General features: G+C 60.9%; 13 protein-coding genes and 1 riboswitch. Of the genes, 8 read left to right on the forward strand and 5 right to left on the reverse strand.

Annotated features, from left to right (window positions below; all coding sequences use genetic code 11):
• The 3 genes from metK to ACIP8I_RS16350 all read left to right on the forward strand — a co-directional run.
• A partial coding sequence (gene metK / locus ACIP8I_RS16340) for a methionine adenosyltransferase (RefSeq protein WP_400762414.1) occupies nucleotides 1-851 on the forward strand: 851 nt, incomplete at its 5' end.
• Between the two features lie 231 nt (nucleotides 852-1,082).
• Nucleotides 1,083-2,759, forward strand: coding sequence for an NAD-dependent DNA ligase LigB (ligB, locus tag ACIP8I_RS16345; protein ID WP_400762416.1), 1,677 nt, complete (start codon nucleotides 1,083-1,085; stop codon nucleotides 2,757-2,759).
• Nucleotides 2,760-2,853: 94 nt separating this feature from the next.
• Nucleotides 2,854-3,249: a DUF1090 domain-containing protein gene (locus ACIP8I_RS16350; protein WP_007961884.1), complete on the forward strand. Its 396-nt coding sequence runs from the start codon at nucleotides 2,854-2,856 to the stop codon at nucleotides 3,247-3,249.
• Between the two features lie 178 nt (nucleotides 3,250-3,427).
• On the opposite strand, the gene ACIP8I_RS16355 is transcribed toward ACIP8I_RS16350, so the two are convergent.
• A complete protein-coding gene (locus ACIP8I_RS16355; RefSeq protein ID WP_007961886.1) occupies nucleotides 3,428-3,877 on the reverse strand; it encodes a cytochrome c in 450 nt (149 codons plus the stop codon).
• Nucleotides 3,878-4,005: 128 nt separating this feature from the next.
• Here ACIP8I_RS16355 and ACIP8I_RS16360 point away from each other — a divergent pair, with 128 nt between their 5' ends.
• The gene (locus ACIP8I_RS16360) at nucleotides 4,006-5,178 is read left to right on the forward strand and encodes a murein transglycosylase A (RefSeq protein WP_400762418.1); all 1,173 of its coding nucleotides are present in this window, start codon (nucleotides 4,006-4,008) and stop codon (nucleotides 5,176-5,178) included.
• A gap of 104 nt (nucleotides 5,179-5,282) precedes the next feature.
• Here the strand turns inward: ACIP8I_RS16360 and ACIP8I_RS16365 are convergent, their stop codons facing one another.
• The gene (locus ACIP8I_RS16365; protein WP_007961888.1) at nucleotides 5,283-5,666 is read right to left on the reverse strand and encodes an MAPEG family protein; all 384 of its coding nucleotides are present in this window, start codon (nucleotides 5,664-5,666) and stop codon (nucleotides 5,283-5,285) included.
• 38 nt (nucleotides 5,667-5,704) lie between these two features.
• On the reverse strand, nucleotides 5,705-6,538 hold the full coding sequence (locus tag ACIP8I_RS16370) for an EamA family transporter (protein WP_400762420.1): 834 nt from the start codon (nucleotides 6,536-6,538) through the stop codon (nucleotides 5,705-5,707).
• Between the two features lie 155 nt (nucleotides 6,539-6,693).
• Between ACIP8I_RS16370 and ACIP8I_RS16375 the strand changes: the two genes are divergently transcribed.
• The gene (locus ACIP8I_RS16375; RefSeq protein ID WP_400762422.1) at nucleotides 6,694-7,959 is read left to right on the forward strand and encodes a cation:proton antiporter; all 1,266 of its coding nucleotides are present in this window, start codon (nucleotides 6,694-6,696) and stop codon (nucleotides 7,957-7,959) included.
• Here the strand turns inward: ACIP8I_RS16375 and ACIP8I_RS16380 are convergent, their stop codons facing one another.
• Both ACIP8I_RS16380 and ACIP8I_RS16385 read right to left on the reverse strand, forming a co-directional pair.
• On the reverse strand, nucleotides 7,960-8,865 hold the full coding sequence (locus tag ACIP8I_RS16380) for a formate/nitrite transporter family protein (RefSeq protein WP_400762424.1): 906 nt from the start codon (nucleotides 8,863-8,865) through the stop codon (nucleotides 7,960-7,962). It abuts the gene before it with no gap.
• Nucleotides 8,866-9,075: 210 nt separating this feature from the next.
• Entirely contained in the window at nucleotides 9,076-9,483 is a 408-nt protein-coding gene (locus ACIP8I_RS16385) for an acyl-CoA thioesterase (protein WP_003229043.1), read from the reverse strand.
• A 196-nt stretch (nucleotides 9,484-9,679) separates the two neighbouring features.
• Nucleotides 9,680-9,778: riboswitch (S-adenosyl-L-homocysteine riboswitch) on the forward strand.
• 23 nt (nucleotides 9,779-9,801) lie between these two features.
• Here ACIP8I_RS16385 and ahcY point away from each other — a divergent pair.
• The 3 genes from ahcY to ACIP8I_RS16400 all read left to right on the forward strand — a co-directional run bounded on the left by ahcY (nucleotide 9,802) and on the right by ACIP8I_RS16400 (nucleotide 13,203).
• Nucleotides 9,802-11,211: an adenosylhomocysteinase gene (ahcY, locus tag ACIP8I_RS16390; RefSeq protein WP_007959684.1), complete on the forward strand. Its 1,410-nt coding sequence runs from the start codon at nucleotides 9,802-9,804 to the stop codon at nucleotides 11,209-11,211.
• A 187-nt stretch (nucleotides 11,212-11,398) separates the two neighbouring features.
• Nucleotides 11,399-12,244 carry a methylenetetrahydrofolate reductase [NAD(P)H] gene (gene metF, locus ACIP8I_RS16395; RefSeq protein WP_003229047.1) on the forward strand — a complete coding sequence of 282 codons (846 nt, stop codon included), beginning with the start codon at nucleotides 11,399-11,401 and terminating at the stop codon, nucleotides 12,242-12,244.
• A gap of 146 nt (nucleotides 12,245-12,390) precedes the next feature.
• Entirely contained in the window at nucleotides 12,391-13,203 is an 813-nt protein-coding gene (locus ACIP8I_RS16400; protein WP_400762427.1) for a substrate-binding periplasmic protein, read from the forward strand.
• Nucleotides 13,204-13,323 lie beyond the last annotated feature (120 nt).

A 13,323-nucleotide genomic window follows, 5' to 3' on the forward strand; every position in this document is an offset into this window, starting at 1 on the left:
AAGACCAGGGCGCCGGCGACCAGGGCCTGATGTTCGGCTACGCCAGCAACGAAACCGACGTGCTGATGCCAGCACCGATCACCTTCTCGCACCAGCTGGTGCAGCGTCAGGCCGAAGCCCGCAAATCGGGTCTGCTGCCTTGGCTGCGTCCGGACGCCAAATCGCAAGTGACCTGCCGTTACGAAGGCGGCAAGGTGGTTGGTATCGACGCCGTGGTTCTGTCGACCCAGCACAACCCTGAAGTGTCGTACAAAGACCTGCGCGAAGGCGTGATGGAACTGATCGTCAAGCACGTGCTGCCTGCCGAACTGCTGAGCAAGGACACCCAGTTCCACATCAACCCGACCGGCCAGTTCATCATTGGCGGCCCGGTAGGTGACTGCGGTCTGACCGGTCGCAAGATCATCGTCGACAGCTACGGCGGCATGGCCCGTCACGGCGGCGGCGCATTCTCCGGCAAGGATCCATCGAAGGTTGACCGTTCGGCGGCCTACGCTGGCCGTTATGTTGCCAAGAACATCGTCGCTGCCGGCCTGGCCGAGCGTTGCGAGATTCAGGTGTCCTACGCCATCGGCGTGGCCCAGCCGACTTCGATCTCGCTGAACACCTTCGGTACTGGCAAGATCAGCGATGACAAGATCATCAAACTGGTGCGTGAAGTGTTCGACCTGCGCCCATACGCGATCACCACCATGCTTGACCTGCTGCACCCGATGTACCAGGAAACTGCAGCCTACGGCCACTTCGGTCGTGCTCCGCAGACCAAGACTGTTGGCGAAGACACCTTCACCACCTTCACCTGGGAAAAAACCGACCGCGCCGACGCACTGCGTTCAGCCGCTGGCCTGTAATTCCCTGGCTGCAAAAAAGCCCCGCACGGTTCGCGCCGTGCGGGGCTTTTTCATGCCTGAAATACCCTTCCAATATCAATAAAGAACCCTGTGGGAGCGGGCTTGCCCGCGAAGAGGCCGGCCCATGCGCCCCCTGTATGGGCACGGAAACACGATGCAAAACACCCACCCGGTGCCTCTCTGAATCCTCGCCTAGCCTTAAAGCATTCCCCCTGAGCAAGGACGCTCAAAATGCTTGTCACGCTGCGCCTGTTTTCAGTTCTTTTGCTGAGTTTCACCCCTCTGATCGCCCATACAGCCTGCCCCGACTGGCCATCCGGCAAAGCGCAAATTGAAGTCTCGGCCCTGCAACAGCAGATCGACCAATGGGACGACGCCTACCACCGCGAAGGCCGCTCCCTCATAGCCGACGATCTCTATGACCAATCGCGCCTGCGGCTCAACGAATGGCGCCAGTGCTTCCAGCAGCCCCCGGCGCCTGCACCTTTGCGCACTGCGACTGGCTCCCTCGCGCATCCAATCGCCCACACCGGCCTGGACAAGCTTCACGAAGCGGCCGCCGTTCAAGCATGGCTAAAGGATCGCCAGGACGTCTGGGTACAACCCAAGGTCGATGGCGTCGCAGTGACGCTGATTTACCGTCGCGGCCTGTTGCAGCAGGCGATCAGTCGCGGCGACGGGATCAGCGGTCAGGACTGGACGGCAGCGGCGCAAAAGATCGCTGCCATTCCGCAACAACTGACCCAACCGCTGGACCTGTTGGTGCAGGGCGAACTCTACTGGCGCCTTGATCAACATGTGCAAGCCAGCGCCGGCAGCGTCAACGCCCGCGCCACGGTTGCCGGGCTGATGAGCCGTAAAACCTTGAGCGCAGAACAGGCGTCCGGGATCGGTCTGTTCGTCTGGGACTGGCCGCAGGGGCCGGCGAATCTGCCCGAAAGAACAGCGGCACTGGCGACATTGGGCTTCGCCGCGACAGCGCCATTCAGTCAGGTCATCGCCAACCTTCCCGACGCGCAAAAATGGCGCGAGCACTGGTATCGATCGCCCTTGCCCTTCGCCACCGACGGCATTGTCTTGCGCCAGAGCCAGCGCCCACCGGCTGAGCGCTGGCAGGCGAGCGCGCCCTACTGGGCCATCGCCTGGAAATATCCGTTTGTCCGAGCGCTGGCCGAGGTGCGTAAAGTGAATTTCAAGATCGGCCGCAGCGGACGCATCACGCCGGTGTTGGAGTTGTCGCCCGTCAGGCTCGATGACCGCGAGATCAAACGGGTCAGCGCCGGTTCACTCAAGCGCTGGCAGGCCCTGGACATCCGCCCCGGTGATCAGGTGGCAATCAGCCTGGCCGGGCTGACGATTCCGCGTCTCGACAGCGTGGTGCTACGAACCACCGAGCGCGCAGACATCGACATTCCGGCCAGTGGCGACTTTCACGCCTTGAGCTGCTGGCAACCGACACCCGGTTGCGAAAGCCAGTTTCTCGCGCGCCTGACCTGGCTCAGTGGCAAGCAAGGGCTGGCGCTGCAGAATGTCGGACGCGGCACCTGGGAGAAACTTCTGGAAACAGGCCGCCTGAACAACCTGCTGGATTGGTTGACCCTCGACGAGCCAGAGCTTGCTAACATTGCCGGCTTCGGCGAACGCAGCAGCGCACGTCTGATCAACAGCTTTCACAGCGCCCGCCAACGGCCGTTCACCCAGTGGCTCAAAGCATTGGGTTTACCGCCGACGGGGCAGGCACAACTGGCCGACTCGTGGCAGGCGCTGGCACAACGCGACACCGAACAATGGCAGGCAGAAGCCGGAATCGGCCCGGGCCGCGCGGCGCAATTGAGCGCATTCTTCCGCGACCCGCAGGTGCTGGCCTTGAGTGACACATTACGCGCCGCCGGAATCGACGGTTTCTGATCACGCAATCCCCGGCAGCCGGGAACCCAAGGGCCACCAGACGCTCAAACAGCGCAGCGCCCCCGACCCGACTGCCTTTGCACATGGAGCTTTTATGAAATTTCTTGCACCGCTTGCCTTGCTGACTCTCTGTGGCGTCCTGGCCGCGCCTGTGATGGCCGACGAAGATGCACCGGGCCTGACCGGTTGCGCCGCCAAGAAGCAGGGCATCATCAATCAGCTCGAACAGGCCAAGTCCCGTGGCAACACCGACCAGCAGGCCGGTCTGCAGACCGCGCTGGATGAAGTGACAAAGAACTGCACCGATGCCGGGCTGAAGAAAGAACGCGAAAACAAAGTGCTGGAAGCCAAGCACGAAGTGAGCAAGCGTCAGGCGGATCTCGACAAGGCGATGAAGAAAGGTGATCCGGAGAAGATCAACAAGCGCAAGGACAAGCTCGCCGAGTCACGCAAAGAGCTGCAGGATGCGCTGGACCAGATCGACAAGTAACCAGCGTTGAATGAGATTTCCTGTGGCGAGGGAGCTTGCTCCCGCTGGGTCGCGAAGCGGCCCCAACTCCATTCAATGGCGCTGCAGCAGACTCAACTCGGTTGAATGGGTTTACGACGGCTGCGCCGCCGAGCGGGAGCAAGCTCCCTCGCCACAATCGTCCGGCAGTCTCCGACAATCAATGATCGCGAAATTCTTTATGGCAAGCGCTGCAGGCATCTTCAACCTTCTGCACCGCCGGCCCGAGGTTGCTGGCCTTGTACGGCTGAACCTTGCTGGCGATCACCAGTTCACCGGTGGCCGCCTCAAGGTTGCGGGCCAGTTCCTGAAAACGTGCCTGCCGCAGCCACACATCGTCCTTGGCACTGGTGTGATCTTCTTCACGCACCTGCGGGAAATGCTTCCACGGTTCATGGGACAACGCATCGAGCTTCACCGCGCCTTCGGCGAATTTCGGCCCGTCGAACGGAATGCGTCCGCGCAACATGCCACCCAGGTCTTCGCCGGTCTTGAGCATCTGTTTGAAGATCGCCTTGCGTTGCCCCAACGGCGAATTCGGATCGACGCCGCCACAGGCGGACAAGGTCAGACAGGCCAGCAATACAACAGCAATTCTTTTAAGAGTCATGGTGGCTTCAGGTCACGGAATTCGGCGGCCAGTATCCTCGCGTCGCCGACAAACACCAATAGCCCTATTAAAAATACGGGTTGCCCGAGCGCATGGAGCACTCGGGCAACCGGCACAGGAATCACTCCATGAACAGCCGCTTCAAGGCCTGGCGTCACCCACTGATCGCAACCCTGCCGCTGCTGGCAATTCTTGCCGGTTGCACGGGCGGCGATACCGCCAAACCGAAAACCCACGCCTTGGCTACTTACTCCAGCGCTAGCTGGGAAGCCCTGCCGACCGTATCCGACAGCGATCTGGTCGCCGGTTTCGGTTCATGGCGCAGTGCCTGCACCCGGCTCAAGGCTGATCCGGTCTGGGGCGGCACCTGCGCCGCAGCCGCCAACGTGCCGCAGAGCGCCAACGAGATTCGCGCCTTCCTCAAGCAGAACCTCGACGTGTTCGGGCTACGCGCCGAGCATGACAACCCGAACGGCCTGATCACCGGTTACTACGAACCGGTCTACCCGGGCAGTCTGACGCCCACCGAGGTGGCAAACGTGCCGGTGTACGGCGTGCCGGAAGACATGATCATCGTCTCGCTGGACAGCATTTACCCGGAGCTCAAGGGCAAACGCCTGCGTGGTCGCCTTGAAGGCCGGGTACTCAAGCCTTACGACGACGCGGCGACCATTGAGTCCAAAGGCGTCAAAGCCCCGGTGGTGGCGTACCTGACCGATCCGATGAACCTGCAATTTTTGCAGATCCAGGGTTCCGGGCGGATCCAGACACCGGACGGCAAACAACTGCGCATCGCCTACGCCGACCAGAACGGCCACCCGTATCGACCGATCGGCCGCTGGCTGGTCGAGCAAGGCGAGCTGAAGAAAGAAGATGTGACCATGGGCGCCATCAGCAACTGGGCCAAGGCCAACCCGTCGCGCATCCCGGAACTGCTGGGCAGCAACCCGAGCTACGTGTTCTTCACCCGCAACCCGGACAGCAACGAAGGCCCGCGCGGCTCGTTGAACGTACCGCTGACGGCGGGTTATAGCGCGGCGGTGGACCGCAAGGTGATTCCGTTGGGTAGCCTGCTGTGGCTATCGACCACCCGCCCCGATGGCACGGCGCTGGTGCGTCCGGTCGCAGCGCAGGACACCGGCGGCGCGATTGCCGGCGAGGTGCGTGCGGACCTGTTCTGGGGTACTGGCGATGCGGCCGGGCAATTGGCCGGGGACATGAAGCAGCAGGGGCAGATCTGGATGCTCTGGCCCAAAGGCGCGGCGTTGCCGCAAGTGCCGCAGGTGGCTGACAAACCCTGAAAAGCAAAAGATCGTCCGAACGCGGCCCGAGCCTGCGGCAGCTCCTACAGGGGGTCAATCTTGTAGGAGCTGCCGCAGGCTGCGATCTTTTGACCTTGCTTTATCTATACCGACACAAAGAAGAACGCAGCAATCAGCCCCATCCCGACAAACCATACCAGCGACCGCAGAATCGCCCAGTCCGCCAGGTAGCAGATGATGTACAGCAGGCGACTGGTGATAAACATCACCGCCAGCACATTCACCGTCACCAACTGCGCGGTGCCTACCAGATGCGCAACGATCACCGCCGCGGCAAACGCCGGGGTCACTTCGAAGCTGTTCAACTGCGCCGCATGCGCCCGTCGGGCCACGCCGTTGAGACTTTCCAGAAAGTCCCGGGGATCATGGTTGTCGCTCAGTCGGTAGCCGCCCACTGCCTTGGCCACGCCCGTGCAGATATAGGGCAGGAAAATCGCGATCAACACGCACCACAGAGCTACCGTCATAGAGCCGTCCTTCTTCAAGTGATAGAAATGGCGGGCAGTCAGAACTTCATCACCAGCATGCCGATCAGCACCAGCCCACAGGCTAAGAGCCGCGGTCTGCCGAAAGGTTCTTTGAGGTAACGCATGCCGAACAGCACCACCAGAATCACGCTGATTTCACGCAGCGCTGCCGCTTCGGCAATCGAGCCCAACTGCATCGCCCACAGCACCAGAGCGTAGCTGAACAACACGCAGAACCCGACCGCCAGGCCCAGCTTCCACTGCTCGCGCCAGAACACCAGGAACGCCGGGCGTTTGGCGACCCACGCCAGCAACGGAAACGGCCAGGCGCTGAGCAGCGTGACCCAGACCAGGTAATCCAGTGGATGCGACCAGCGCCGCAGAGCCTGACCGTCGATGTAGGTGTAGCAGCCGATGCACAGCCCGATCAGCGCCACCACTGGCAGCATCGACCACGGCAGATGCTTGCCGCCACCGCCCTGCCAGAGCAGGCAGACCATGCCCAGCGGAATCAGCATGATCCCGAAGATCTGCTGCGCGGTGAGCACTTCGCCGGCGAAGATCAGGGTCAGCGCCAGCACCACCAATGGCGACAAGCCGCGCATCAGCGGATAAACCAACCCGAGGTCACCGACCCGATAGGCCTGAATCAGCAGATAGCGATACAGCAGCTCGAATGCTGCCGATGCCAGAATCCACGGCCAGATCTCCAGCGGCGGCAGGCTGATGAATGGAAATGCCAGCGCCACGAACAACAGCGCCACCGTGTCCATGCACGCCACCACCAGCAACCGTTCGGCACTGAACTTGATCAGGGTATTCCACGTCGCATGCAACAGCGCCGCCATTAACACCAGAACTGTCGCCGCCACGTCCCACTCCTTGATTTTTTTGCTGACCCTACACCAATGTCTGCGGCTGACCAACCGAGGGGACTCGATTGTGTCCCCACCCCGAATCAGCCCATCCAACCTTTGCACCGAAGAATCGGGGCGCTGTCTTTCCACCCCCATCCAATGGAGCCCGGATGCTAGAACTTGTCGCCGCTTTTATCTGCCTCACCACCCTTCTCACCTTCGTCAATTACCGCTTCATCGGCCTGCCGCCGACCATCGGCGTGATGGTCACCGCGCTGATGTTCTCCCTGTTGCTGCAAGGCCTGAGCGTGCTCGGTTATCCCGGCCTCGAAGAACGCGTGCAGCAACTGATCGGCCAGATCGACTTCGGCGATCTGCTGATGAACTGGATGCTGTCGTTCCTGCTGTTCGCCGGCGCCCTGCACGTCAACCTCAACGACCTGCGCAGCTACCGCTGGCCGATCGGCCTGCTGGCGACTTTCGGTGTGCTGATTGCCACCGCCGTGATCGGCAGCCTCGCCTACTACATTTTTGCCCTGTTTGGCTGGCACGTGAGCTTCCTCTACTGCCTGCTGTTCGGCGCGCTGATTTCGCCGACCGACCCGATTGCGGTGCTCGGCGTACTGCGTACTGCCAATGCCTCAAAGCCACTGAAGACCACCATCGTCGGCGAGTCGCTGTTCAACGACGGCACTGCGGTGGTGGTGTTCACCGTGCTGCTGGGCATCGCTCAGCTGGGCGAGACGCCGACCCTCAGCGCCACGGCCATGCTGTTCGTGCACGAAGCCATTGGCGGCGTGCTGTTCGGCGGGCTGATCGGTTATGGGGTGTACCGGATGATCAAAAGCGTCCAGCAGCATCAGATCACCGTGATGCTGACCCTGGCGCTGGTGATCGGCGGTTCGGCGATGGCCACCGAGCTGCACGTCTCGGCGCCGATTGCGATGGTGGTGGCTGGTCTGATCATCGGCAACCTGGGGCGCAACCTGGCGATGAACGACATGACCCGCAAGTACCTCGACGGCTTCTGGGAGCTGCTCGATGACATGCTCAATGCGCTGCTGTTCGCTCTGATCGGCATGGAGCTGTTGCTGCTGCCGTTCAACTGGGCGCACGTGGCGGCGGCCAGTTTGCTGGCGCTGGCGATTCTGCTGTCGCGCCTGCTCACCGTGGCCCCGGCGATCGTTCTGCTGCGGCGCTGGCGCACGGTGCCGCGCGGCACCATTCGCATTTTGACCTGGGGCGGTTTGCGCGGCGGGGTTTCGGTGGCACTGGCGCTGGCCCTGCCATTGGGCCCGGAGCGCGATCTGCTGCTGAGCATCACCTACATCGTGGTTCTGTCGTCGATCCTGCTGCAGGGTCTGACCATCGGCAAACTGGTCAAGCACGCTACCCGTGACGAGCCGGCCACAGCGGCCGAGCCGGCGCACCACTGATCATTTCTTGATCTGCTGCGGATCGGGCTGTTCGGCCTGATCCGCAGATTGTTTCCCTTTGCCCGTTTCCTTTGGCGCGCCGCTCTCGCTGCGGATCTGTGCATGGCTGATCAGGGCGAAGATGAAACTGCCGCCGATGATGTTCCCCGCCAGCGTGGGCCCGGCAAACACCATCCAGAAATCACTCCACGGCAGCTCGCCGGCAAACACCAGATACGACACTTCCGCCGAACCCACCACGATGTGGGTGAAGTCGCCCAGCGCCATCAGGTAGGTGATGAGGATGATGATCCACATCTTCGCGCTCTCCATGGAAGGGATCATCCAGACCATGGTGGCGATCATCCAGCCGGAAACGATGCCTTTGGCGAACATCTGACTGGCGTGGTTTTCCATGACCTTGCGGCCGATTTCAAGGAAGGCGTGATCAGTCTTGCTGTCGAAGATTGGCAGCTCGAGCATCACGTACGCCACCAGAATCGTCCCGCACAAGTTGCCGAACAGGACCACGCCCCACAAGCGGATCAACCGCCCGAAGTTGGCCAGAGTCGGTTTGGTCATCACCGGCAAGACGGCGGTCAGGGTGTTTTCGGTGAACAGCTGCTGGCGGGCGAGGATCACCGCAAGGAAACCCGCGCAGTAGCCGAAACTGGCGATGACCTTGAATTCATCACCCTCGGGCAGGCGCGAATTGAGCAGGCCCATGCCCATCAATGACAGGCCCATGGTCAACCCCGCGGCGAGCGCCGACCACCACAGCGCGGCGATGCTGCGCTCCAGTTCCTGATCGCCTTGGGTGCGGATGATTTCATGCAGAACCGCCGCGCGGGGCGGCTGGTTTTTCTCGACTTCGTGCTGTTCATCGGTCGAGAGGTTGGGGGTCTTGCCGTCTGTCGGGGTGGTCATGGCGTGGTAACCGGTGGGGGGCTTTCAGCTACGACCCCTGCGGTTCCTGGCTGTTCACTCCCCCCAACCGAAACTATTACCTGTGGCGAGGGAGCTTGCTCCCGCTCGGCTGCGCAGCAGTCGTCTCGTGTTTCAGATAAACAACACTCACCGGTTTTGGGACTGCTTTGCAGTCCAGCGGGAGCAAGCTCCCTCGCCACAATTCACCGATTACTTGGTTACCAGCTCATCTTCCTTGAACTGGTCTTTGACGTACTTGATCTCGGTGCGACCGTGCGGCGCCGGCAAACCGTCTTCGCCGAGGTTGACGAAGACCATCTTCTCGACCGTGAGGATGCTCTTGCGGGTGATCTTGTTGCGAACCTCGCAGGTCAGGGTGATCGAGGTGCGGCCGAACTCGGTGGCGGTGATGCCCAGTTCGATGATGTCGCCCTGGCGCGAGGCGCTGACGAAGTTGATTTCGGAAATGTACTTGGTCACCACGCGCTGATTGCCCAACTGGACGATCGCGTAAATCGCCGCCTCTTCGTCGATCCAGCGCAGCAGGCTGCCGCCGAACAGGGTGCCGTTGGGGTTCAGGTCTTCGGGTTTTACCCATTTGCGGGTGTGGAAATTCATGTTCACTCCTGAGCGTTTGCCGAAAGATGGCGCCATCTTGGCAGACCGAGCGGTCAGGCTCCATGAGCCTTCTACTATGGTCGCTATTAGCGATCTTCATCTGGCCGACAGAAACCCTTTGGAAGATCAGTCTAGACGGCTATAATCGCCCCCGTTTCAAAACGGTAACCTTCACTTGATACCGTTTTCCCGCCACCTGTCCGAGGGGCGCTGCAGCAGGATCAACCTGTCAGGCTCGGATGGGGCGTTGACTGGCCACGGCCGGACACTAAACGCACAACGGCGCCCATTCGCATACATTACGAATGGAGGCTCTTCATGAGCGCTGTTATCACGCCTGCAGATTTTAACGATTACAAAGTTGCCGACATGTCCCTGGCTGCCTGGGGCCGTCGCGAAACCATCATCGCCGAGTCGGAAATGCCTGCCCTGATGGGTCTGCGCCGCAAGTACGCCTCCGAGCAGCCGCTCAAGGGCGCGAAAATCCTCGGCTGCATCCACATGACCATTCAGACTGCCGTGCTGATCGAAACCCTGGTTGCCCTGGGTGCCGAAGTACGCTGGTCGTCCTGCAACATTTTCTCGACTCAGGATCAGGCCGCTGCGTCCATCGCTGCCGCCGGCATCCCGGTTTTCGCCTGGAAAGGCGAGACTGAAGAAGAGTACGAGTGGTGCCTGGAGCAGACCATCCTGAAGGATGGCCAGCCATGGGACGCCAACATGATCCTCGACGACGGCGGCGATCTGACTCAGCTGCTGCACGACAAGTACCCACAAGTACTGGATCGCGTTCACGGCGTGACCGAAGAAACCACCACCGGCGTTCACCGTCTGCTGGACATGCTGGCCAAGGGCGAGCTGAAGATCCCGGCGATCAACGTCAACGACTCGGTGACTAAATCCAAGAACGACAACAAGTACGGCTGCCGTCACAGCCTGAACGATGCGATCAAGCGTGGTACCGACCACCTGCTGTCCGGCAAGCAAGCGCTGGTCATCGGTTACGGTGACGTGGGCAAGGGCTCCGCGCAGTCCCTGCGTCAGGAAGGCATGATCGTCAAGGTTTCCGAAGTTGACCCGATCTGCGCCATGCAAGCCTGCATGGACGGTTTCGAACTGGTTTCGCCGTTCATCGACGGTATCAACGACGGCACCGAAGCGAGCATCGACAAAGCGCTGCTGGGCAAGATCGACCTGATCGTGACCACCACCGGTAACGTCAATGTTTGCGACGCGAACATGCTCAAAGCCCTGAAGAAGCGCGCTGTTGTCTGCAACATCGGCCACTTCGACAACGAAATCGACACCGCTTTCATGCGCAAGAACTGGGCATGGGAAGAAGTGAAGCCACAGGTACACAAGATCCACCGTACCGGCCCGGGCGCTTTCGACGCGCAGAACGACGACTACCTGATCCTGCTGGCCGAAGGCCGTCTGGTGAACCTGGGCAACGCCACTGGTCACCCGAGCCGCATCATGGACGGTTCGTTCGCCAACCAGGTACTGGCGCAGATCTTCCTGTTCGGCCAGAAGTACGCCGACCTGTCGCCGGCCCAGAAAGCCGAGCGTCTGACCGTTGAAGTACTGCCGAAGAAACTCGACGAAGAAGTGGCCCTGGAAATGGTTCGCGGCTTCGGCGGCGTGGTCACCCAACTGACCAAGCAACAGGCTGACTACATCGGCGTGACCGTCGAAGGCCCGTTCAAGCCGCACGCTTACCGCTACTAAGTAACCGGCTGCTTTATTTGTCGGACTGGCTTGTTGTGGCGAGGGAGCTTGCTCCCGCTGGGCTGCGAAGCGGCCCCAGGATTTTGGGAGCGCTGCGCGCTCCAGCGGGAGCAAGCTCCCTCGCCACATAAGCACGCTCCTACAGATGAAACATACCGTAGGCTTTCGTGTTTCCAAGGGTATGACCATGTCCCAAGACCGTCGCTACAGCTTCGAGTTCTTCCCGACCAAGACCGATGCTGGGCATGAAAAACTGCTCAACGTTGCCCGTCAGTTGGCAACGTACAACCCCGACTTCTTCTCCTGCACCTATGGCGCTGGTGGTTCGACCCGTGATCGTACCCTCAACACCGTCCTGCAGCTGGAAAGCGAAGTCAAAGTACCGGCCGCACCGCACCTGTCGTGCGTCGGCGACAGCAAGGACGACCTGCGCGGCCTGCTGAACGAGTACAAGGCTGCCGGCATCAAGCGCATCGTGGCCCTGCGCGGCGACCTGCCGTCCGGCATGGGCATGACCAGCGGCGAGCTGCGTCACGCCAACGAACTGGTTGAATTCATTCGTGAAGAAACCGGTGATCATTTCCACATCGAAGTTGCCGCTTACCCGGAGATGCATCCGCAGGCGCGCAATTACGAAGACGATCTCGCCAACTTCGTGCGCAAGGCCCGCGCCGGCGCCGACAGCGCGATCACCCAGTACTTCTTCAACGCCGACAGCTACTTCTACTTCGTCGACCGTTTGCAGGCGCTGGGCGTGGATATTCCAGTCGTGCCGGGGATCATGCCGATCACCAACTACAGCAAGCTGGCGCGTTTCTCCGATGCCTGCGGTGCGGAAATTCCGCGCTGGATCCGCAAGCAACTGGAAGCCTACGGCGATGACAGCCAGAGCATTCAGCGCTTCGGCGAGCAAGTTGTCAGCGAAATGTGCGAACGTCTGCTGCAAGGTGGCGCTCCGGGGCTGCACTTCTATTCCATGAACCAGGCTGAGCCTAGTCTGGCGATCTGGAATAACCTGAAGTTGCCGCGCTAAGCATTAAAAGAAAGATCAAAAGATCGCAGCCTTCGGCAGCTCCTACAGGGGTGTCGTTGCTGCGATTTTTTGCTTTTGAATCCCCGAATTAGAGCTTGTGCAGGCACTTTCTGGCTCTTTCGCGTTTCTCGTCGTAATCTCAAGCCATGCCTTTGATCGCGCAATTATTCACGGTGCTGGTTTTTGCTTGCCTGAGCTTTGCCGCTCGGGGCGAGAAGCTGCGTATTGTCACCGAGCCTTGGGCACCGTACGTGTACGAAGAGGATGGCAAGAACCTCGGGCTGGACTACGAAACCACCGCCATTGTGTTCAAGCGTCTGGGGATCGAGGTCGAGTGGCAGTTCCTGCCATGGAAGCGTTGCCTGTCGATGCTCGAAACCGGTCAGGCTGACGGCGCGCTGGATATTTTTCACAGCGACGAGCGCGATGCCACCCTGCTCTACCCCATCGAACCGCTGTCGGACGTCGAGTTCGTGATGTTCTACGCCAACGACCGTCCCCATCCGTTCCGCCAGCTCGAAGACCTCAAAGGCCTGACCATCGGCACTTCGCCGGGCTATCTGTACAGCCCGGACTTCAGCCAGTCGACACTATTCACCCGCGAGCCGGCACCGACCCACGAAGCCAACTTCGGCAAACTGCTGCGCGGACGCATCGACTTGCTGATCACCGATCGCCGCGTGGGCCAGCATTTGCTCGATCAACTGAATATTCGCGATCAAATCACCGAAAACCCCACGGTCATCAGTCGTCAGAGCCAATATCTGGCGGTTCGACGCAATGCCGGCATGGATCTGCTGGTGGCGCGTTTTGGCGCCGAGCTCAAGCGTTTCAAGCGTGAACCGGCCTACGCCGAGCTCAGCGCACGCTATGGCGCTGCCCCGGTCGATGCAGTGCCACTGGGCAATGCTTCGGCCAGCCGCAAAACCGTTGAGCAGCAGGAAAGCAGCGCGCAGTGATTGCTCTGTTATACTCCGGCGTTCCCGCCAGGCTCACGCCCGGACGCCCGGAACCGTAACAGGCCTCTCGACCCGCTACAGCGCAGCTTTCAGCCCGCGCGAGCGCTCCTGACGTGCCTT

The sequence above is a fragment of the Pseudomonas sp. NPDC088414 genome, from assembly GCF_044753325.1.
In the GTDB taxonomy this organism is placed as follows: Bacteria; Pseudomonadota; Gammaproteobacteria; order Pseudomonadales; family Pseudomonadaceae; genus Aquipseudomonas.

Coding starts and splice junctions, on each gene's coding strand:
- ligB (WP_400762416.1), top strand. CDS start 1,083: ATGCTTGTCACGCTGCGCCTGTTTTCAGTTCTTTTGCTGAGTTTCACC.
- ACIP8I_RS16350 (WP_007961884.1), top strand. CDS start 2,854: ATGAAATTTCTTGCACCGCTTGCCTTGCTGACTCTCTGTGGCGTCCTG.
- ACIP8I_RS16355 (WP_007961886.1), bottom strand. CDS start 3,877: ATGACTCTTAAAAGAATTGCTGTTGTATTGCTGGCCTGTCTGACCTTG.
- ACIP8I_RS16360 (WP_400762418.1), top strand. CDS start 4,006: ATGAACAGCCGCTTCAAGGCCTGGCGTCACCCACTGATCGCAACCCTG.
- ACIP8I_RS16365 (WP_007961888.1), bottom strand. CDS start 5,666: ATGACGGTAGCTCTGTGGTGCGTGTTGATCGCGATTTTCCTGCCCTAT.
- ACIP8I_RS16375 (WP_400762422.1), top strand. CDS start 6,694: ATGCTAGAACTTGTCGCCGCTTTTATCTGCCTCACCACCCTTCTCACC.
- ACIP8I_RS16380 (WP_400762424.1), bottom strand. CDS start 8,865: ATGACCACCCCGACAGACGGCAAGACCCCCAACCTCTCGACCGATGAA.
- ACIP8I_RS16385 (WP_003229043.1), bottom strand. CDS start 9,483: ATGAATTTCCACACCCGCAAATGGGTAAAACCCGAAGACCTGAACCCC.
- ahcY (WP_007959684.1), top strand. CDS start 9,802: ATGAGCGCTGTTATCACGCCTGCAGATTTTAACGATTACAAAGTTGCC.
- metF (WP_003229047.1), top strand. CDS start 11,399: ATGTCCCAAGACCGTCGCTACAGCTTCGAGTTCTTCCCGACCAAGACC.
- ACIP8I_RS16400 (WP_400762427.1), top strand. CDS start 12,391: ATGCCTTTGATCGCGCAATTATTCACGGTGCTGGTTTTTGCTTGCCTG.